Raw genomic sequence first — 21113 nt, forward strand, 5'->3', positions numbered from 1 at the left:
CGCGGCCGAAATCAGTGGCGAACCAGCGCCATCATCGCGCCGAAGCCGACGAAGATGCCGCCCGTCAGCCGGTTGAACACCTTCGCGACGCTCTGACTCTTCAGCGTCGCGCCAATGCGCGTGCCGAACGACGCGTAGACGAGATACCAGCTCACCTCGATCACCGCGAACGTGACGACGAGGATGCCGAATTGCGGCAGCGTCGGCTCGGCGGCGTTGATGAACTGCGGCAGCAGCGCGGCCGCGAACAGGATCGCCTTCGGGTTGCTGCCCGCGACCAGGAAACCATTGCGGAACAGCGTCCAGCGCGATGCCGATGCGCCCTGCGAAACGGCGTCGACATCGCCGGCCGGCGCGTCGTCGATGCGGGCGCGCCACGCCTTCACGCCGAGATAAATCAGATAGGCCGCGCCCGCGAGGCGCAATCCATCGAACATCGCCGGCCATGCCTCGAGGACCGCCCCGAGCCCCGCCGCGGACACCGCCAGCATCAGCACCAGCGCGCTCAGGCAGCCGGCCATCGTCGCCGACGAGCGGCGCAGCCCGTGCCGCGCGCCGTGCGTCATCACGAGCAGCATGTTCGGACCCGGAATCGCCGACACGACGAACACCGTCGCCACGAAAAGCCACCACGTATGCAGGTTCATGACCGCCCCGACCGAAAGAAAAATGAAATGTCGATTATGCCGCGTGCACGGCGTTGCTGTCGCGCGTCGGCTCAGCGGCCCGCGCGGCGCAGCGCGACTTCGCCGAGCACCGCGAAGTCCTGTTCGCCGCCGCCGTGCGCGAGCGCATCGAGCAGGCTGTCGCGCACGACGCTCGCCACCGGCAGCGGCACCGACACCGCGTCGCCGGCCTGCAGCGCGAGGCGCACGTCCTTCAGCCCGAGGCGCGCCTTGAACCGCGCGGGTTCGTAGCTGCGCTCGGCGATCATCCCGCCGTAGCCTTCGTAGACGGGCCCCGGAAACACGCTGTTCGTGATCACGTCGAGGAAATCGCGCATCGCGACGCCGTGCGCACCGAGCAGCGCGGACGCCTCGCCGAGCGTCTCGATCGCCGACGCGAGCGTGAAGTTCGCCGCGATCTTCGCGACGTTCGCATGCTGCGGCAGCGAGCCGAACCGCCAGGTCTTCTGGCCGATCGCGTCGAACAGCGGCTGCACGCGGTCGATCGCCTCGGCCGGCCCGCCGGCCATGATCGTCAGGCGCGCGGCGGCCGCGACGTCCGGGCGCCCCATCACGGGCGCGGCGACGTACTGGAGGCCGCGCGACGCGTGGGCGTGCGCGAGCGATTCGGCGAGCGCGACCGACACCGTCGCCATGTTCACGTGGATCAGGCCGCGCGGCGCGTCGGCGAGCAGCGCGTCGTCGAATACTTCGCGCGCGGCCGCATCGTCGGCGAGCATCGAGAACACCGCATCGCCGCGAAACGCATCGGCCGGCGTATCGACGATCCGCGCGCCCAACGCGGCGAGCGGCTCGGCGCGCTCGCGCGACCGGTTCCAGACCCGCACGGCGTGCCCGGCCTTCAGCAGGTTCGTCGCGATCGCCTGCCCCATTTCGCCCAGTCCGATAAATCCAAGATCCATTTCCCGCTCCTTCGACCCGTGAAGCGGGGAGTTAAACACAGATGGCGGCGGCCTGCAGCCCCCCGCCACCGGCCGCGCGCGGTGCGATACTGCGCGCATGGCGACCGCGACCTTCCGCTTCCACGGCGAACTGAACGCGTTTCTCGCACGCGCGCAGCGCGAGTGCGCGTTCGCGCACGTGTTTGCGCGCGATGCGACGGTCAAGCACGCGGTCGAGGCGCTCGGCGTCCCGCATACGGAAATCGGCCGGCTCTGCGTGAACGGCGCGCCGGCCGCGCTCGACCGGCCGCTGGCCGACGGCGACCGGGTCGACATCCATCCGGAACGCGCGCGGCCGGCCATCGAATCGCCGGTGCAGCAGCAGCCGGAGCACTGGCGCTTCGTCGCCGACGCGCATCTCGGCGGCCTCGCGCAGTTGCTGCGCCTCGCCGGCTTCGACACCTGCTACGACAACCACTACCGCGACGACGAACTCGTCGCGCTCGCCGCGCGCGAAAGCCGGATCGTGCTGACCCGCGACCGCGAGCTGCTGAAGCGCCGCGCGGTCGTACGCGGCTGCTACCTGCACGCGCAGCAGCCGGACGCGCAGTTGCACGAGCTGTTCGCGCGGCTCGACCTCGCGCCGCACATGCGCCCGTTCCGGCTGTGCCTGCGCTGCAACGCGCCGCTGCACGCGCTCGATGCGGCGGACGCCGCGCCGCGCGTGCCAGCGGGCGTGCGCCAGCGGCACCGGCGCTTCGCCGCGTGCGACGTGTGCCGGCGCGTGTTCTGGGAAGGGTCGCACTGGCGGCACATGCGCGCGGTGGTCGATGCGATGCGCGCGCTGCCGCCCGGCACGGCGGACGCGGCGAGCACGGCAGATGCGCCGGACGCGGCAGACGCGTAAAAAAACCCCGCAGGCCGAAGCGTGCGGGGTTTCTCGGCGGGCGGCCGGCGATGCCGGCTCCGACGAAGCGTGCTTAGTTTGCTGCGCCTGCGTCGTTCGTACCGGCTGCCGAAGCGGCTGCGGCCTTCGCCTTGCCCTTGGCCGAACCGTGCTGCTTCAGTGCGTGCTTCGGCTTGCTGTGATCCTTCTTCATCGGTGCCGGTGCGGAAGCCGACATGTCGCCTACCGGCGCGGACGCCTGTGCGAATGCCGAAACCGATGCGAGAGCGAGTGCTGCGGTCATGATCGAAGCGAGCGTCTTCTTCATTGTTCTTCCTTTAGCGGAGAAAAAGTCAAACGTACCGGTAAGAGATGCGAGGCATCCGCATCGGGACATCAGTGGCGCCGGGTTGACGGTCGCCGCCGGGCGGGTCGGCTTTCGCCTCTTCGCCGCGGCAAATACTGACGCACTCGGTCCATAACGCACCGCCCGCACCGCGAGTTGACACGCTGCACCCAACCCTCGGGTTTCCCCCGACGCACGGGCTTGCGGGCCGCCCCACGCGCCGCCGCGACCGGCGTCAATCGTCCGACAAACCGGCTCTCGCGCCCGCCGCGGCGACGCTATACTGGCGTCCTTCCGTCCCAACCGGAGCGCGGCCGGTCACGCTACCGCCGCCGTCGCGAGGCGCCCAAATTGCCCGACCACAATCTGGACAAACTGAAAATCGACCGGCGTCCGATCGCGCCCGCGCCCCGCCGGCGCCGGTGGGTCCGCTATGCGGTCGCCGCCGTGCTCGTGATCCTCGCGATCATCGCCGCGCTCGCGCTCACCGGCCGCCCGACGGTCGACACGACCTCCGTCACGTCCGCGTACCCGTACCAGAACGACACCCAGCTCAATGCGACCGGCTACGTCGTGCCGCAGCGCAAGGCCGCGGTCGCGTCGAAGGGCCAGGGCCGCGTCGAATGGCTCGGCGTGCTCGAAGGCACGCGCGTGAAGAAGGGCGAGATCATCGCGCGGCTCGAAAGCCGCGATGTGGAAGCCTCGCTGGCGCAGGCGCGCGCGCAGGTGCTGGTGTCCCGCGCGAATCTCGGCGTCGCGCAGGCGGAACTGAAGGACGCGCAGATCGCGCTGCGCCGCAGCGCCGTGCTCGCCCCGAAGGGCGCGGTGCCGGCCGCCCAGCTCGACACCGACACGGCCCGCGCGAACAAGGCGCGCGCGACGCTCGGCAGCGACCAGGCCGCGATCGCGTCCGCCGAAGCGAACGCGCAGGCCGCGCAGGTCGCGGTCGACCAGACGGTGATCCGCGCACCGTTCGACGGCATCGTGCTCGCGAAGCACGCGAACGTCGGCGACAACATCACGCCGTTCTCGTCGGCGTCGGACAGCAAGGGCGCCGTCGTGACGATCGCCGACATGGACACGCTCGAGGTCGAGGCCGACGTCGCGGAATCGAACATCGCGAAGATCCGCGCCGAGCAGCCGTGCGAGATCCAGCTCGACGCGCTGCCCGACATGCGCTTCGCGGGCCGCGTGTCGCGCATCGTGCCGACGGTCGACCGCTCGAAGGCGACGGTGCTCGTGAAGGTGCGCTTCGTCGACCGCGACGAGCGGGTGCTGCCCGACATGAGCGCGAAGATCGCGTTCCTGTCGAAGCCGGCGTCGGCGCAGGACCGGCAGCCGGTGACGGCCGTGCAAGCGAGCGCCGTGGTGGAGCGCGACGGCCGGCCGGTCGTATTCGTCGTGAAGGACGACACCGTGCACGCAACCGCGGTGACGACCGGCACGCGGATCGGCGAACTCGTCGCGATCCGCGGCGTGAAGCCCGGCGACACGGTCGTGCTCGCGCCGGGCGCGAAGCTGAAGGACGGCGCGAAAGTGACCGTCGCGAAGAAGTAGCGTGGCGCGCGTGAACGACGCCTCGCCTCCCCTCGTCGAGATCAGCCACGTCGCGAAGTCGTACCGGCGCGGGAACCAGGTCGTGCCGGTGCTGACCGACATCACGCTCGACATCGGCGAAGGCGACTTCGTCGCGCTGATGGGGCCGTCGGGTTCCGGCAAGAGCACGCTGCTCAATCTCGTCGCCGGCATCGACCGGCCCGACAGCGGCGAGCTGCGCGTGGGCGGCCTCGACATCTCGCGGCTCGAGGAGGCGCAGCTGGCCGAATGGCGCGCGGCGAACGTCGGCTTCATCTTCCAGTTCTACAACCTGATGCCCGTGCTCACCGCGTTCGAGAACGTCGAGCTGCCGCTGATGCTCACGCACCTGTCGCGCCGCGAACGGCGCGAGCGCGTCGAGCTGGTGCTCGACATGGTGAACCTCGGCGACCGGACCAATCATTACCCGTCCGAGCTGTCGGGCGGCCAGCAGCAGCGCGTCGCGATCGCGCGCGCGCTGATCACCGATCCGGTGCTGATCGTCGCCGACGAGCCGACCGGCGACCTCGACCGCGCGTCGGCCAGCGACGTGCTCACGATGCTGCAGCGGATGAACGCGGAGCTCGGCAAGACGATCATCATGGTGACCCACGATGCGCACGCGGCCGGCGCCGCGCAGTCGCTCGTGCATCTGGAAAAAGGGGAGCTGATCGATGGGCACGCCGTCTGACCGGCGGGAGCGCGCGCGATGTACGTGCTGAAGCTGATTGCGCGCAATGCGCTGCGGCACCGGCTGCGCACGCTGTTGACCGTGCTCGGGCTGACCATCGCGGTGCTGGCGTTCGGGCTGCTGCACACGGTGGTCGACGCGTGGTACGCGGGCGCGGCCGCCGCGTCGAGCGGCCGGCTCGTCACGCGCAACGCGATCTCGCTCGTGTTCCCGCTGCCGGTCAGCTACGAGAACCGGATCCGCGGCGTCGACGGCGTGACGGCCGTGGTCCGCTCGAACTGGTTCGGCGGCGTGTACCGCGACCCGAAGAACTTCTTCGCGAGCTTCGCGGTATCGGAAAACTATCTCGACCTGTATCCGGAATTCCTCCTGCCCGCGCAGCAGCGCGCCGACTACGACCGCGACCGCCGCGGCTGCCTGGTCGGGCGCCAGCTCGCGACGCAGTTCGGCTTCAAGGTCGGCGACGTGATCCCGCTGAAGGGCACGATCTATCCGGGCACGTGGGACTTCGTCGTGCGCGGCATTCTCGACGGCCGCGACGACTCGACGATCACGCGCCAGCTGGTGTTCCACTGGGACTACCTGAACGAGACGGTGCGCAAGCGCACGCCGAAGCAGGCCGATCAGGTCGGCGTGTTCGTGCTCGGCGTCGCGAATCCGGACGACGGCGCCGCGATCGCGCGCAACGTCGACGCGGTATTCAAGAACTCGCTCGCCGAAACCCTGACCGAGACCGAGCAGGCGTTCCAGCTCGGCTTCGTCGCGATGTCCAACCAGATCATCGCGGCGATCCGCGTCGTGTCGTACGTGGTGATCCTGATCATCATGGCCGTGATGGCAAACGCGATGGCGATGAGCGCGCGCGAACGGACCGCCGAATACGCGACGCTGAAGGCGCTCGGCTTCGGCCCGGGCTTTCTCGCGCTGATCGTGTTCGGCGAATCGATGGTGATCGCGGTGGCCGGCGGCGGGCTCGGGATACTCGCGACGCCGCCGGCCGCGAGCCTCTTCAAGCAGGCCGCGGGCGGCATCTTCCCGGTGTTCAAGGTATCGACCGAGACGATGGCGCTGCAGGCCGCGTGCTCGGTCGCGGTCGGCATCGCGGCCGCGCTCGTGCCGGCGTGGCAGGCCGCGCGCGTGCGCGTGGTCGAAGGCCTGCGGGCGATCGGCTAGGCGCACGCATGGCGATTCCGTTGACCTACATCGCGCGCAACCTGTGGACCCGGCGGCTCACCACCGCGCTCACCGCGGGCGGGATGGCGCTCGTGATCTTCGTGTTCGCGACGGTGCAGATGCTCGATGCGGGGCTCACGAAGACACTCGTGTCGACCGGCGAACCCGACAACGCCGTGGTGATCCGCAAGGGCGCCGAAACCGAGATCCAGAGTTCGATCGACCACCAGCAGGCCAACGCGCTCGAGATGCATCCGGCCGTCGCGCTCGGCCCCGACGGCCGGCCGCGGGTGTCGAAGGAAGCCGTCGTGCTGATCTCGCTCGTGAAGACGTCGACCGGCAAGCCGTCGAACGTCGTGATCCGCGGCGTGTCGCCGGCCGGCCTCGCGCTGCGGCCGCACCTGAAGCTCGTGGCCGGCCGCACGTTCGCGCCGGGTTCGTCGGAGATCGTCGTCGGCAGCGCGATCGCGAAAGGCTTCAGCGGCACGCAGCTCGGCGACAGCCTGCATTTCGCGCAGCGCGACTGGACCGTGGTCGGCGTGTTCGACGCCGGCGGCAGCGGCTTCGATTCGGAGATCTGGGGCGACGTCGACCAGCTGATGCAGTCGTTCCGGCGCACGAGCTACTCGTCGATGGTGCTGCGCATCCCGAGCGCCGACGGCTTCGCGCGCTTCAAGGCCGACATCGACGTCGACCCGCGGCTGACCGACGAGGCAAAGCGCGAACAGACTTTCTACGGCGACCAGTCGAAGGCGCTGTCGCGGTTCATCAACATCCTCGGCATCACGCTGTCGACGATCTTCTCGATCGCCGCGATGATCGGCGCGATGATCACGATGTACGCATCGGTCGCGAACCGCACCGCCGAGATCGGCACGCTGCGCGCGCTCGGCTTCAAGCGCATGAACGTGCTCGCCGCGTTCCTGCTGGAAGCGCTGCTGCTCGGCTTCGTCGGCGGTGTCGCGGGGCTCGCGTGCGCGTCGCTGATGGAGTTCGCGTCGTTCTCGACGACCAACTTCCAGACCTTCGCCGACCTGTCGTTCCGTTTCGTGCTGACGCCCGCGATCGTCGTGAAGACGCTGCTGTTCTCGCTGGTGATGGGCCTCGTCGGCGGGTTCCTGCCGGCGATGCGCGCCGCGCGGCTGAACATCGTCGACGCGCTGCGCGCGCGGTGACGCGCGCGGCCGCTTACGCCCGGCGCTCGCGCGGCACCCACGCGCCGTGGAAGCCGGCGGGCACGCGACGCGGCAGGTGCACCGTCGCGACCGGCGCCGCATCGATCGCGCGGGCATCGAGGATCACGACGTCGCTCGTATCCGTCGCCGCACGGTAGACCACCACCAGCAGCCAGCCGTCGTCTTCGTCGGTACCGCCCGGGCGCGGCACGAACACCGGCTCGCCGTTCTGGTCGCCGGCCGGCACCGCGTAACGCGTCGTCGTGCCGCACACGTGGTCGAAGCGCATCACGCCGCGCATTTCCGCGTTGTTCGGCTGCTCGACCGCATACAGATAGCGGTAGCTGCGCCCCGTCCTGCTTTCGTTGATGCGCGGCAGCTCGATGCCGCCGTCGGCGAGCGGCCCTTCGTCGACCAGTCCGTTCGCGGTATCGATCACGTAGCGCCACAGCTCGCCGAGCGGGTTGTCGGCAAAGCGGCCGGTGCGCGCGTCGAGCCGCAGGAACCACGGATAGCGAACCACGTCGAGCACGATGCACGACGCGTCGCAGTCGTACGCGTTCACGACGTGCTGGATGAAGCACGGCTCGATGCCGAACCAGCGCACGTCGCCGCCGTGGCGCGGGATCACGCCGATCCGTGCATTGCGGTCGTCGTGCCAGCGCAGCGGCATCCGGTGCCCCTGCTTCAACATCGCGAAGTCGTAGCCGACATTCAGGTCGAGCAGCAGGCTGCGGGTTTCGGTGATCGCGAGGTCGTGCATCATCGACGGCGCGCGCACGTCGACGGCGAGGTCGACGCGCTGCACGCCGTGCGCGTCCGCGACGCCATAGCGCAGCCACGGTTTGCGCCAGTCCGCGCGAAACAGGATCAGCTCGCCCGTCACCGGATCGACCTTCGGATGCGCGGTCATCGCGCCGCCGAGCGCCGCGTGCCGCATGGGTGCGCCGAGCGTGTCGAGCGCGGCCGTGATCGCGACCGGCGCGCCGCCTTCGGCCAGCGCCAGCAATTCGCCCGCGTGCTGCAGGAGGTTCACGTTCGGATTGGTGTCGGGCAGGTGCGGCGCCTGCGCGGGTGCATGCACGGCGGCCCAGCGCTGCGTGCGCGCCCAGCGGTTCCGGTAGCCGGCCGCGCGGCCGTTTTCGAATGCGATCGCATGCAGCATCGCCGCTTCCGGCCACCACGACAGTACGTCGTTCCCGTCGAAGCGGCCGCCCGGCGGATTCGGGCCGTTGCGCAGCAGCGTGCCGTCGAGTTCGGGCGGGATCGTGCCGGTCACGCGCAGCCCGACGACGTCGACTTCGTCGGCGACCGGCGCGATCGCACCGCGGTTCAGGTCGAATACGGTCATCGCATCGGCGCGCCGTCAGAGTCTTCGGTCGACGGCGGCAGATCGCCACGCGCCAGCGCGAGCGCATGGTCGCGCACGTCGTCCGGCCAGCCGGCGATGAGTTCAGCCAGACGCGCGAGATCGTTCGCATACAACGCACGCGCGGCTTCCTCGAAACCCGGCAGGTCGCCCGCGATCGCGGACATGAAGTGGTACGCACGCGCTTGCGCGTCGCGACGCCGGTCGGCCGCCGCATGCGTGCGCCGCGCGTCCTCGACCAGCTTGCGCAGCGCGACCGACGCGCCGCCCGGCTGCGCGGCGAGCCAGTCCCAGTGACGCGGCAGCAACGTGACTTCGCGCGATACGACACCGAGCTTCGGGCGGCCGCGGCCGCGTGGTTCGCCCTCGCCGGCCGGCTCGCCGGCGGGTGCGGACGCATCGGCTGGCGCCGCCGCGTATCGCGCGCGGATCTCGTCCGCCGTGCCGCGCAGGTCGAGGTCGATCGCGCGGCCGGTCGCGTCGTCGAAGATCAGGATCGTGCCGGGCGTTGCGTCGCCGACAACCTGCCGGACCGCAAGCGCGACCGGCGCGAGCGGCCCCGACACGAGCCGCCGGTGGCCGTCGAAGGCCGTGTACGAAGGAAGGAGCGTGGAGAGTGTCATCGTGGTCGCCCGCAGGCTGGAATCAGAAAGACGCTATTTTCATCCGGGTATAAATGGGATGTCAATATTATCCGGGTAAAAAAATATATTCCCGACGTACGACCGATCGATTCAATTCCTGAATCGATCAAGTCAGCAATTGGCATGAAACCGCAATATTCGCCATGACAGAATGACCCGGACGCCCCGACTGCCGGGGCATCGACATCCGGTCTCCGGCCGGCAATACCACCACGAAAAAACGCGCGCACCCGACGCGCCGCCGCACGACGGCACCTTCCGCCCTTCGGAGGAGACAGTCATGAATCCGCTTCACGCATTGCCGGCATCCGTGTCGGCAACGGCCCGGCGCACCCGCGTGCGCTGGCTCGTGCTGACCGTGCTGTTCGCGGTCACGACGATCAACTATGCGGATCGCGCGGCGATCGCGATCGCCGGCCCGGCGCTCGCCCGCGCGATGCACCTGAGCCACGTGCAGATGGGCTTCATCTTCTCAGCGTTCGGCTGGTCGTACGTGATCGCGCAACTGCCGGGCGGTTGGCTGCTCGATCGTTTCGGCTCGCGCATCGTCTATGCGTTCAGCATCTTCTTCTGGTCGCTGTTCACGCTGCTGCAGGGTGGCATCGGCTTCTTCAGCGGTGCGGCCGCGTTCGCGCTGCTGTTCGGGTTGCGCTTCCTGGTCGGTGCGGCCGAGGCGCCGTCGTTCCCGGCCAACAGCCGGATCGTGTCCACCTGGTTCCCGGCCGCCGAACGCGGCACCGCATCGGCGATCTTCAACGCCGCGCAATACGCGGCGACCGTCGTGTTCGCGCCGCTGATGGGCTGGCTCGTGCACGCGTTCGGCTGGCAGTCGGTGTTCGCGGTGATGGGCGTGCTCGGCTTCGCATTCGTGCTGGTGTGGAATCGCACGATGTACGACCCGAAGGCGCACCCGAGCGTCAACGATGCGGAACTCGACTACCTCGCCGAAGGCGGCGCGCTCGTCAACATCGACCAGGCGACCGGCGCGCGCGACGGCGGCCCGTCGATGCGTCACGTGAAGGCGCTGCTGAGGAACCGGATGCTCGTCGGCGTGTACGTCGCGCAGTACTGCATCAACGCGCTCACCTACTTCTTCATCACGTGGTTTCCCGTCTATCTCGTGCAGGCGCGCGGGATGTCGATCCTCAACGCGGGGCTGGTCGCGTCGATCCCGGCCGTGTGCGGGTTCCTCGGCGGGATTCTCGGCGGCGTCGTGTCCGACGGGCTGCTCAAGCAGGGCCGGTCGCTGTCGGTCGCGCGCAAGGTGCCGATCGTGATCGGCATGCTGCTGTCGATGTCGATGATCGTCTGCAACTACACCAACTCGCACGTGCTCGTCGTGCTGTTCATGGCGCTGTCGTTCTTCGGCAAGGGCCTCGGCGCGCTCGGCTGGGCCGTCAACGCCGACACCGCGCCGCGCCAGATCGCCGGACTGAGCGGCGCGCTGCTCAACACCTGCGGCAATCTTTCCAGCATCACGACGCCGATCGCGATCGGCTATATCGTCGACCGCAGCGGCTCGTTCAACGGCGCGCTCGTGTATGTCGTCGCGCACGCGCTCGTCGCCGTGATCTGCTACTTGTTCGTCGTCGGCGAAATTCGCCGCGTCGAGCTGAACTGAACTGAACGGCGCGGGCTGCGTCGGCGCGTCCGGCGGCCCGCGCATCACCGGAACCAGGAGCGAACCGATGTCCGAATCCCGCCGTGCCGGCACGCCGCGCGTCACGCGCATGCAGGTGATCCCCGTCGCCGGCCGCGACAGCATGCTGCTGAACCTGTGCGGCGCGCACGCGCCGTATTTCACGCGCAACCTCGTGATCCTCGACGACAGCAGCGGCCACACGGGCGTCGGCGAAGTGCCCGGCGGCGAAGGTATCCGTCATGCGCTCGAACGAATGACCGACCTCGTGGTCGGCCAGTCGATCGGGCGTTACCAGGCGACGCTCAATGCGGTGCGCGCGGCGCTGTCCGGCGCGGGGGCGGGCGCCGGACGCACGATCCAGCACGAAGTGACGTCGGCCGGCGAGGCGGCCGTGCTGCGCCAGCCGCACGAGATCAACCTGCGGCTCGACAACGTGATCACCGCGATCGAGGCCGCGCTGCTCGACCTGCTCGGCCAGCATCTCGACGTGCCGGTCGCCGCGTTGCTCGGCGAAGGCCAGCAGCGCGACGCAGTGCCGATGCTCGCGTACCTGTTCTACATCGGCGAGCGTCGCCGCACCGACCTGCCGTATCGCGACGAGACGCAGGCAACCGATCCGTGGTTCCGCCTGCGCAACGAAGCCGCGCTCACGCCGGCCGCGATCGCGCAGCAGGCCGAGGCCGCGGTCGAACGCTACGGCTTCGCCGATTTCAAGCTGAAGGGCGGCGTGATGGCCGGCGCGGACGAGATGGAAGCGATCGCGGCGATCAAGGCGCGCTTTCCGGACGCCCGCGCGACGCTCGACCCGAACGGCGCGTGGGCGCTCGACGAAGCGGTCGCGCTGTGCCGCGGGCAAGGCCACCTGCTCGCGTACGCGGAGGACCCGTGCGGGCCGGAAGCCGGCTACTCGGGCCGCGAGGTGATGGCCGAGTTTCGGCGGGCGACCGGCATCCCGACCGCGACCAACATGATCGCGACCGACTGGCGGCAGATGGATCACGCGGTGCGGCTGCAGGCGGTCGACATCCCGCTCGCCGATCCGCACTTCTGGACGATGCAGGGTTCGGTGCGGCTCGCGCAGCTGTGCCGCGACTGGGGGCTCACGTGGGGTTCACATTCGAACAATCACTTCGACGTGTCGCTCGCGATGTTCACGCACGCGGCCGCGGCGGCGCCCGGCACGATCACCGCGATCGACACGCACTGGATCTGGCAGGAAGGCGACGCGCGGCTCACGCGCGAACCGCTCGCGATCGTCGGCGGCCAGGTGGCCGTGCCCGAGCGGCCGGGGCTCGGGATCGAGCTCGACATGGCGCAGGTCGAGGCCGCGCATGCGCTGTATCGGGAGGTCGGTGGTACCGCGCGCGATGATGCGATGGCGATGCGGTATCTGGTGCCGGGGTGGACGTATGATCCGAAGCGGCCGAGTTTCGGGCGTCGCCGATAGGCACGCGTTCGCGTCGGCGGTCAGGCGTCTTCCGTCAGGCGGCCCGCACTATCGGCTCCGCGCACCCGGCAGCGCGGCCGCGCTCCGCGCGACGCTGCGCGCGATCCGGTCCGCATGCGTCAGCCCCGGATCGAGCCCCGGATCGTAGATCGTGAAGTCGATCCCCGCAACGCGCCCGGACGCGACGAGCGGCCCAAGCAACGCATCGAGCCCATCGAAGTCCAGCCCCGGCGAGCCAGGTGAATCCACGGCAGGAAGTTGCGACTGATCGAGCACGTCGAAATCGACGTGCAACCACACCCGCCGAAGCGCGCGCCTGTGCAGCCAGTCGACGAGTTCGCCAGCGACGGCGGCAGGCCCGCGCGCGAGCAACTGCTGGATCGTCGTTTGTGTGATCGCCGTTCGAACGATATCGCCGTAGGCAGCCTCGAACTCGGCGGTTTCGGCGTCGCGCTCGCCGACCTGGCATACGTCGCGATCGTCGACAAGCGGACCGTCCAGGTCCGGCCAGCACGTCAGCAGCGGCTCGCCCCGGCCGGTCGCCAGCGCGAGATCCATCCCGGCCGCGGAGCCGAGCCGCGTCGACGTGTCGTAATTGCCCGGATGGAAGAAGTCGCTGTGCCCGTCGACGTGGACGAGCCCGCGGCCCCCTGCGTGCCGGTTGCCCAGCAGGCACCCGAGCAGGATGCTGCAGTCGCCGCCGAGCACGATCGGAAAGGCGCCCCGCGCGAGCGCACCGGCGACGTGCGCGGCGAGTTCCAGCGAGAACGCGCGGATCGACATGCCGTTACGGATGCGGGTGCCGGGTTGCGGCTCGAACGCGTAGGCACGATGCGGAAGCCACGCGACGCGCGCGCCCAGACGCGCGGCGAGGCCGGTGGCGAGTAGCGCGTCCGGGCCGCGCCACGTGTCGGGCTCGCGGCCGGCGCCGTTCGGCTTCAGGCCGAGGCTGCTCGGCGCGGCGATGAGTTCGGTCGGCCGAACGACGCCGGTTGACGAGTGTTCGGCCTGCAGGTCGGATGAAGCGGTCGGCTCCGTCATGACTTCTCCTCGCGCAATCGCGGTCGTCGAGCGTGATAACCCGTAAAAACGCCATCAAAGGTTATCATCGATTTAACCCATGTCAAAGACTTCACCGGTTATGGAAGCGCACACGTTCGTGGCGCGCGATTTCATCGGCGGTCACGCCGTCCTCGACTTCGTCAACACGGTGACCGGCCGCGACGACACGCCGCGCGACTGGCTGCCCGATTACGACGCGTATCTGGCGTGGCTGGCGTCGGCGACCTTACTCCCCGCGCTCGACCTGAAGCGGCTCGCGGCCCGCGCGGCCGAAGCCCCCGCGGCGGCCGACCGCGCGCTGCGCGATGCCAAGGGCCTGCGTGAAGCGTTGTTCGGGATCTTCGATGCGCTCGCACACCGCGCATCGCCGGCCGCAGCGGATCTCGCCACGCTCGAGCACGCGTGGCGGCGGGCCGTGAGCAGGCAGCGGCTGGTCACGACGGCCGGACGAGTGGCATTCGGCTACGCGCCGGATACGCGCGTCGACGCGGACCTGCACCTGCCCGCCGAGCGGATTGCGCTCGATGCAGTGAAGCTTCTCGAAGCGATACCGGGCGGCCGGCTCCGGATGTGCGCGGGGCCGAATTGCGCGTGGCTGTTCATCGACGGGTCGAAGACCGGGCGTCGCAAGTGGTGCGACATGGCAACCTGTGGAAACGTCGCGAAGGCGCGACGGCACTACCACGCGACGAGGCACGGGCTGGCGGGGCCGGCGCACGAGCACGATGCGGCCGAATAGGAGCGGGCTGCGTCGAAAGCGATGCACGAGGCGCGGGGGTTACGCGCGGGATGCTGGAAAACAAAAAGGGCTCGGTCTTGCGTGAGACAGGAAGGATATTTTTTCGACGGCTCAACCATATCTCTGCACTGACGGCGAAATCATCCGTCACAGCCATCGTCGACCGTCGCTGATCGCTCGGGACTCACTCTCAAAGGAGTCCATTTCATTGATGATGAAACTTTCCGTCATCACAGCAGCAGCTCTCGTGAGTCGAAGCTGCGTCAGTGATGAAATCTAGGACATCGATCAGGCACCGACCGACATATTGATGGACGCGGTATCGGTACACAGCGCCCTCACTGATTTCGCGTTGTAGCAGACGATTCCTGTGATGCAACGCAGCGACGTCGGCAGAAGAATTTCCCCTATATTCTGGCGCGTCAACTTAATTCTTTATGTTGAATGCTGGTTAAAAATCACCTCAATAGGCGCAGTCATGAACACATCTGAAGATGCCCCAATAAGGTTCGCCGTTCGATTTTGCTCGAGGTACGTGAGCAGGCACTGCAGCGGCGCAACTGATTATTGCGCATCGGACGATGTCATCGCGAGCCGCAGCGACACGTTAATCCACAATTTCTCCAACAATATGGCGCACATCCCTCCAGTTCGGCATCGATAAGAAACAATAGCCAAAAAATCGCGCCTATCGAAAACGACTTTGCTACGATCATACGATTGGGCCGCGTGCCTAATGAGAGAGGACCGATATATGGGAGGAGGCTGCCTCCCGGTCCGATAGAAGAACCAACAACGACAGGACGTCATCGCCTATGTCGCCGATTTCCCTTCAAGAGATCGCAAAGCAATTCTTTGCGCTGCAAAACAATCGGCTGTTCACGATCGACACGCCGCTGTCCGGTCGCTCAGCGCTTGTGCTGACCGAGTTCGTCTGCGAAGAGGGGTTGGGCGAACTGTTTGAAATGAAGTTCATGCTCGCGTCCCAGGATCCGAACATCGAGCTCAAGCAACTGATCGGCAAGCCGGTGACGGTCACCCTGCAGCTGACCGACGCGCTTGCCAGCACGGACGTGCGCTATTTCCACGGCTACGTCACCGATTTTATACACACAGGCACCGATGGCGGTCTGGCAACCTACGAGGCCGTCGCCAGGCCATGGCTCGCCTTCATGGATCGCCGTCAGGATATCCGGATTTTTCAGGAACAGACGGTCGGCGAGATCCTCAACGACGTGATGCATCGATACCGGAGATTCGGTGACGTCGTGTTTCGTTTGTCCGCGCCAACGGTTAATCGCAGCTACTGTACCCAGTACAAGGAGACTGATCTCGCTTTCGCGCTGCGCCTGATGCAGGAAGAAGGGCTGTTCTTCTATTTCGAACACAAGAAGGACGGCCATACATTAATCATCACGGACTCGTCGATCAACGCCGGTCCGGTTGCCGGGCACAGTCCGGTGCTGCGCTATTCGACCGACGAGATCCTAGAAAGCAACCAGGTCGTTACATCATTCGTATCGCGTCGCAAATTCACGTCGGGCAGCGTCGCGCTCAAGACCGGAGACTATAAAGCGCCTGGTGCGCGGCGCTACGTCGAACGCGACACGGCTGTCGATCAGGGTGAAGTCGACAACTATGAGCTCTACGACTATCTCGGCGCCCACGGTTTTCCCGATTCCGATCGAGGCGAACAACTCGCCCGATTCCGGACCGAGGCGCTGGCTGCCCACAGCAAGACCTTCGTCGGCAAGAGTCACTATCGCAGGCTAGAGCTTGAGCGGTACTTCGAGCTCGACGCGCACTACGATCACGAGCAGGCGAAGCCCGAGGACCGGCAATTTCTATTGACGTCGATCCGGCACCACGGAACGAACAACTACCAGGCAAAGCCGGAGTCGCAAATCCTAACTGCGCCGGACAGCGCGATCTATACGGCCGAATTCCGCTGCATCCGCAAGAAGATTCCGTATCGGCCGCTGCTGACGAGTCCGCGACCCATGATCCATGGCGTGCAGACAGCAGTGGTGGTCGGGCCAAAAGGCGAGGAAATTTACACCGACAGGCTTGGTCGCGTGAAGATCCAGCTGCCTTGGGATCGGCTCGGCAAGCAGGATCAGGCGAGTTCGTGTTGGGTTCGCGTCGCGCAACCCTGGGCCAGTAGCGGATTCGGGATGATCCAGCTTCCTCGCATTGGGGACGAGGTCGTCGTGACCTTCACCGACGGCAACCCTGATCGCCCCCTAATTATTGCATCTGTCTACAACGCGGCGAACATGCCACCGTGGGCGCTGCCGGACAACGCGACCCAGAGCGGCATCCTGACACGCTCAACGACAGGCGGCGACAACGGAACGGCGAACGCACTGCGCTTCGAAGACCGAAAGGGGCAAGAAGAAGTCTGGTTGCATGCGGAGAAAGATCAGCGCATCGAAGTCGAGAACGATGAATCGCACTCGGTCGGCAACGATCGCGAAAAATCGGTTGGGAACGACGAGAAGGCCAGCATTGGCCAGAACTGGACCTTATCGACTGGTGGCGTCAAGTTTGAGACCGTCGGTCTGGCCTCCGTGCAATCGGTCGGACTTGGCAAAATGCTCAACGTCGGTCTGGCCTACAACGTCAACGTCGGCGGCCTGTATCTACGCAATGTCGTACTGCAGATGGCCAGCACGGTCGGCATGGATCGCGTTGATCGCGTGGTACAAGACTGGACCGCGCACGTGGGACATACCTATGAGGTAACGGTACGAGGCAAGGCCGTCGGCGATGCGGTCAAGAAAGACCAGGAGACGCCGCTCGACATTTCCCCCAGCTTCAGCCCGCAAATCCCCGATCCGGTCCAGAGTGCGAATAGCAATCAGATCCGAATCACCGACTCGGGCCAGGCAAGCCTCTCAGGCGCGAAGACAGCGCAACTGGTCGGTCCGGGCGGCACGATCACGATCGACGCGGCCGGTATTCACCTAAAGGGCAAGGGAATCTATCTCGAGGGACCGGTCACGCAGAGCGGCGGCAGTGCAAAAGGTCTCGCGCCCGTCACGGAGGCCGATTGCGCGGAATGCGCCAAGAAGACCACCAGCGCGCATCCAGTGGACGTTGCAACCGGCCAGAAGTTGCTCACGCACGACGATTTCACATTGCCAGGAAGAGTGCCGATCCGCTGGAATCGGCGCTATCGCAGTGCCGATCAGCGAACCGGCAGTTTCGGCATCGCATGGAAGCTTCAGTACGCGACCGAAGTACGTCGCGTGACGATCGCTGATATACCGAAGCTCGTCTATATCGACTTCGACGGCCGACAGCTGCAATTTCCGGTGCTCGACTCGGGTCAGGAATACTTTCATCCGATCGAGAAATACACGCTTCAGCGGCTTGACAGTATCGAGGGGCTCACGAGGTACGCGGTACGCTTTCCGAATGGCATCGTCGAGACGTATAGCCCGCATCCGAGCGAATCCGATCGTTGGCTGTTGGAGCGCTACGAGACCCGCGACAAGCAATCGCTGTCGTTTAGGTATACGCCGAGCGGCAACCTGCATCAGATCCAGAACAACTGCCATACGGTCTCGTGCCAGCACGACAGTGAAGGCCGCATCATCGAGGTCCATCTGCTCGACGAGCATGGCACTTCGACGCAGAAACTTGCCGCGTATCGATACGACGATCACGGCGATCTCGTTCACGCGATCGACAGCGGCAATCTAACCTGGACATACGCGTATCATGCGCACCTGCTGACGCGCTACGAGACGCCGGCCGGCGCAACGTTCGTCGCCGAGTGGGACGGCGAGACGCCACAGGCGCGCTGCATCAGAACCTACGCGTACACACTCGACGCCGACGGCCAGCCAGTCGTGACGCGCGAGGCACGCTTCTCGTACCAGCCGACCGCCCGGATGACGCAGGTGACGGATGCACTCGGGAACACGACGACGTACCGCTACAACGGCCTATGGGCAGTCGACCAGATCGTTCATTCGGACGGCAGCGCGGACCAGACCGAGTTCGATGAGACGGGTAATGTCGCGGCGCGCATCGACGCGCTCGGCCGCAAGACGCAATCAGTCAGCGACACAACCGGGAATCCGATCGCGATCCGTGACGCCGCAGGCCAGCTGACCCGCATTGAATACAACGACCAGAACTTGCCGACGCGAATTACCGATCCCGCCGGGCATATCTGGCAGCGCGAATACGACACCGACGGCCATCTGGTCAAGGAGATCGACCCGCTCGGCAACACATCTAGTACCACGTTTGAAAATGGCTTGGCTGTCGCACACACCGACGCGCTCGGTAACGTGACGAAAACACAATTCAACGACGCCGGTCAGATGATCGCACGCACCGACTGCTCGGGCTTCACGACGCAGTACGGTTACGACGAGCGCGGGCGGCAAACCCACCAGACGAACGCACTCGGGCAGACGAGCAAATTTTACGGTAATGCTGCCGGACTGCCGACGGCGATCGCCCCGGCTGGGCTCGGCGTCTGGAAAACGACATACGATCGGGCAGGACAGGCGATTGCCTATACCGATCCGCTCGGGCGCACGACGCAGGTGACACGGGACGCCTACGGCCAGATCGTCCGGGTTGAAGCGCCGGATGGCACCACCACCAATTACAGTTACGACGCGCTCGGGCGAGTCGTGGCGCTGATCAACGCCAAGGGCGAACGCTGCACGTTCGAGTATGACGCGCAGGGTCGCATGATTGCCCAAACGGGATTCGATGGCCGACGCCAGCAAGTCGAATACAACGCCGTTGGCGAACAGATCGCACAAATCAATCACGGCAATGACGGCCAATTGCGCACGACGCTGCTGTACGACAGTCTGGGACGGCCGATCGAGCGACGACTCGGGGATGGCACACACACCACGTTCGGCTACGACGCTCGTGGCCTGCTGACGCAGATCCGCCACGAACCGAAAGACAGCGAACCATCGCAGATCACGTACGAATACGATGCTGCCGGACGGCGCACGGCCGAGGTTCAATCGCACCACGGGCGAGTTTGGCGACTCCAGCACACGTTCGATGCAGCCAACAACCGCAGCGGGATGCAGTTGCCCGGCGTCGGCATGCTGACGTGGCAACGTTACGGCAGTGGTCATATCCACGGACTACTGCTCGACGGCGAACCGCTGGCGAGTTTCGAGCGCGATGCGTTGCATCGGACGATTCATGCGGCTCAAGGCCCTATCGCACAGCTGTTCGCGTACAACGACGCCGGGCTCCTTCAAACTCAGCGCTTGCAGGACCTCGATGAACGGGGGCAGCCACGTGCGGAACCGCGTCCGTGGCGCACATGGGATTACGACATGGCCGGGCAGATCACGCGGCTGGCCGACACGTGGCGAGGCGAGCGTCATTTCGAATACGATCCGCTCGCGCGGTTGACCGGCGTGAACCGGCGAGGCGGCGAAGCCGTGCCGCACCCATCGGGTGAAATATATCGGTACGATCCAGCCGGCAACCTGCTCTCGCGGCTAGACCACGGATCTGAACGCGATAGCACAGCGACGTCGATGGCCGAGGCGGCCGCCGTCCCGGAGGCGCCTGGCGATCGACTGAAGAGATTCATCACAGTCGCCGGACTGACACGCTCCCAACTTGATTTCAGCTACGATGGGCACGGCAACCGTACAGGGCGCGTAGAGCGTCCGATACAGGACGTTCCCGAGTCGGATCACAATCCGGGGCTGCTCGACCGGTTACTTGCCCGCAGGGAGGCCGTCACCCCCGTAACCACGCCTGAATCCGTGGAAACGCGCTACCGCTACGACAACGGGCATCAATTGAGCAGTATCGAACAGGCCGACGGCAGCCGCACCGAATACCGGTACGACGCGCTCGGCCGACGTATCGCAAAGGTTCATACACCCGCCGGCGCAGCGCCGTCTACGACGCTGTTCGTCTGGGACGGCGACTGGATGCTGCAGGAGGTCCGTGCAGGTCGGACACCTCGTAACGATGAGTCCGTGACCTATGTTGCTCATCCGGACCATGCCGGGCCTGTGGCTCGGCTCGAGCGCGGCAAAAGGTACTTCTACATTACCGACCACCTTGGCGCTCCGCAAGAACTCTACGACGAGATGCGCCGCGTCGTGTGGGCGGCAGACTTCGACGGCTACGGACAGACGAAGTCGATGATCGCCGACGAAATCGACAACCCGATTCGGTTTCCGGGGCAATTCAGGGACAGAGAGTCCGGGCTGTACTACAACCGGCATCGATACTACGATCCAGCTATAGGTCGATACATCAATCAGGATCCGATCGGACTGCGTGCAGGGCTAAATTTCTACGCCTATGCGGACGGCATTCCGACACACAAGATCGATCCGGATGGTCTCGGCACAATAGCAATGGGGGCCGGTATCGGAAGCGTCGTTCCGGGCCCGGGAACACTGATCGGTGCAGGAATTGGCGCCCTAGTCATGATCGGAGCGGGCATCTGGTACATGACGAGGTCCACCGACAGTACGCAAGAAAAGGTCAAGGAAAAAGATGACTGCCCGAACAAATGCAATCCATGCAAAACCGTGTCGGGGAAGATCATCGCAGTTGGCACATTTGGGTACAGGCCGCTCGACGTGATACCTGATAATGAAATGCAACATGGCGTGTACGGGTCGCATCACAATATATTTCAGGCCAATCAGTCGCCATATCCGAAATGCATTTGCTTCTGGGCGAAGCAAAAATATGTGCTTAAGCCGGAGCAATTAACGTCAAGCATGGTGCCGATTGAGCCATTTCTCAACTCACCTTGATAGGGAGGAGGC

The 21113-nt window shown here is 66.1% G+C and carries 15 protein-coding genes; 9 read left to right on the plus strand and 6 right to left on the minus strand.

Annotation, left to right across the window (positions count from 1 at the left end; all coding sequences use genetic code 11):
* Positions 1-11: 11 nt before the first annotated feature.
* The gene (locus ABIC50_RS31255) at positions 12-647 is read right to left on the minus strand and encodes a LysE family translocator (protein ID WP_011655733.1); all 636 of its coding nucleotides are present in this window, start codon (positions 645-647) and stop codon (positions 12-14) included.
* Between the two features lie 71 nt (positions 648-718).
* Entirely contained in the window at positions 719-1687 is a 969-nt protein-coding gene (locus ABIC50_RS31260; RefSeq protein ID WP_279607888.1) for an NAD(P)-dependent oxidoreductase, read from the minus strand.
* Here ABIC50_RS31260 and ABIC50_RS31265 point away from each other — a divergent pair.
* Positions 1686-2474, plus strand: coding sequence for a Mut7-C RNAse domain-containing protein (locus ABIC50_RS31265; RefSeq protein ID WP_354168639.1), 789 nt, complete (start codon positions 1686-1688; stop codon positions 2472-2474). The two genes, ABIC50_RS31260 and ABIC50_RS31265, sit on opposite strands and share 2 nt — an antisense overlap.
* A 73-nt stretch (positions 2475-2547) precedes the next feature.
* Here the strand turns inward: ABIC50_RS31265 and ABIC50_RS31270 are convergent, their stop codons facing one another.
* Positions 2548-2781, minus strand: a complete 234-nt coding sequence (locus ABIC50_RS31270) for a hypothetical protein (protein ID WP_165750728.1) — start codon at positions 2779-2781, stop codon at positions 2548-2550.
* A 369-nt stretch (positions 2782-3150) separates the two neighbouring features.
* On the opposite strand from ABIC50_RS31270, the gene ABIC50_RS31275 reads away from it, so the two are divergent.
* From ABIC50_RS31275 to ABIC50_RS31290, 4 genes are read left to right on the plus strand one after another with little or no spacing between them, the layout of a single operon-like run.
* Positions 3151-4356: an efflux RND transporter periplasmic adaptor subunit gene (locus ABIC50_RS31275; protein ID WP_175676157.1), complete on the plus strand. Its 1206-nt coding sequence runs from the start codon at positions 3151-3153 to the stop codon at positions 4354-4356.
* 10 nt (positions 4357-4366) lie between these two features.
* Positions 4367-5065, plus strand: coding sequence for an ABC transporter ATP-binding protein (locus tag ABIC50_RS31280; protein WP_354168641.1), 699 nt, complete (start codon positions 4367-4369; stop codon positions 5063-5065).
* Between the two features lie 18 nt (positions 5066-5083).
* Complete coding sequence (locus ABIC50_RS31285) at positions 5084-6238, plus strand: ABC transporter permease (protein ID WP_354168642.1); 1155 nt, start codon at positions 5084-5086, stop codon at positions 6236-6238.
* A gap of 8 nt (positions 6239-6246) precedes the next feature.
* Positions 6247-7413, plus strand: coding sequence for an ABC transporter permease (locus tag ABIC50_RS31290; RefSeq protein WP_175708564.1), 1167 nt, complete (start codon positions 6247-6249; stop codon positions 7411-7413).
* A 13-nt stretch (positions 7414-7426) separates the two neighbouring features.
* Here the strand turns inward: ABIC50_RS31290 and ABIC50_RS31295 are convergent, their stop codons facing one another.
* Complete coding sequence (locus ABIC50_RS31295; RefSeq protein WP_354168644.1) at positions 7427-8764, minus strand: carotenoid oxygenase family protein; 1338 nt, start codon at positions 8762-8764, stop codon at positions 7427-7429.
* Positions 8761-9405: a DUF2239 family protein gene (locus ABIC50_RS31300; RefSeq protein WP_354168645.1), complete on the minus strand. Its 645-nt coding sequence runs from the start codon at positions 9403-9405 to the stop codon at positions 8761-8763. Before ABIC50_RS31300 ends, ABIC50_RS31295 begins: the two co-directional genes overlap by 4 nt.
* A gap of 301 nt (positions 9406-9706) precedes the next feature.
* Here ABIC50_RS31300 and ABIC50_RS31305 point away from each other — a divergent pair, with 301 nt between their 5' ends.
* Together ABIC50_RS31305 and ABIC50_RS31310 are read left to right on the plus strand one after the other, a co-directional pair.
* Entirely contained in the window at positions 9707-11047 is a 1341-nt protein-coding gene (locus ABIC50_RS31305) for an MFS transporter (protein ID WP_354168647.1), read from the plus strand.
* Positions 11048-11114: 67 nt separating this feature from the next.
* Positions 11115-12515, plus strand: a complete 1401-nt coding sequence (locus ABIC50_RS31310; protein WP_354168648.1) for an enolase C-terminal domain-like protein — start codon at positions 11115-11117, stop codon at positions 12513-12515.
* A gap of 48 nt (positions 12516-12563) precedes the next feature.
* Here the strand turns inward: ABIC50_RS31310 and ABIC50_RS31315 are convergent, their stop codons facing one another.
* Positions 12564-13556 carry an arginase family protein gene (locus ABIC50_RS31315; RefSeq protein ID WP_354168649.1) on the minus strand — a complete coding sequence of 331 codons (993 nt, stop codon included), beginning with the start codon at positions 13554-13556 and terminating at the stop codon, positions 12564-12566.
* A gap of 79 nt (positions 13557-13635) precedes the next feature.
* On the opposite strand from ABIC50_RS31315, the gene ABIC50_RS31320 reads away from it, so the two are divergent.
* Positions 13636-14316: a CGNR zinc finger domain-containing protein gene (locus tag ABIC50_RS31320; RefSeq protein ID WP_354168651.1), complete on the plus strand. Its 681-nt coding sequence runs from the start codon at positions 13636-13638 to the stop codon at positions 14314-14316.
* 815 nt (positions 14317-15131) lie between these two features.
* Positions 15132-21101, plus strand: coding sequence for a type VI secretion system tip protein TssI/VgrG (tssI, locus tag ABIC50_RS31325; RefSeq protein WP_354168653.1), 5970 nt, complete (start codon positions 15132-15134; stop codon positions 21099-21101).
* The last annotated feature ends 12 nt before the right edge of the window (positions 21102-21113 follow it).

Origin of the sequence: Burkholderia sp. 567 (assembly GCF_040545115.1) — a bacterium.
In the GTDB taxonomy this organism is placed as follows: Bacteria; Pseudomonadota; Gammaproteobacteria; order Burkholderiales; family Burkholderiaceae; genus Burkholderia; species Burkholderia ambifaria.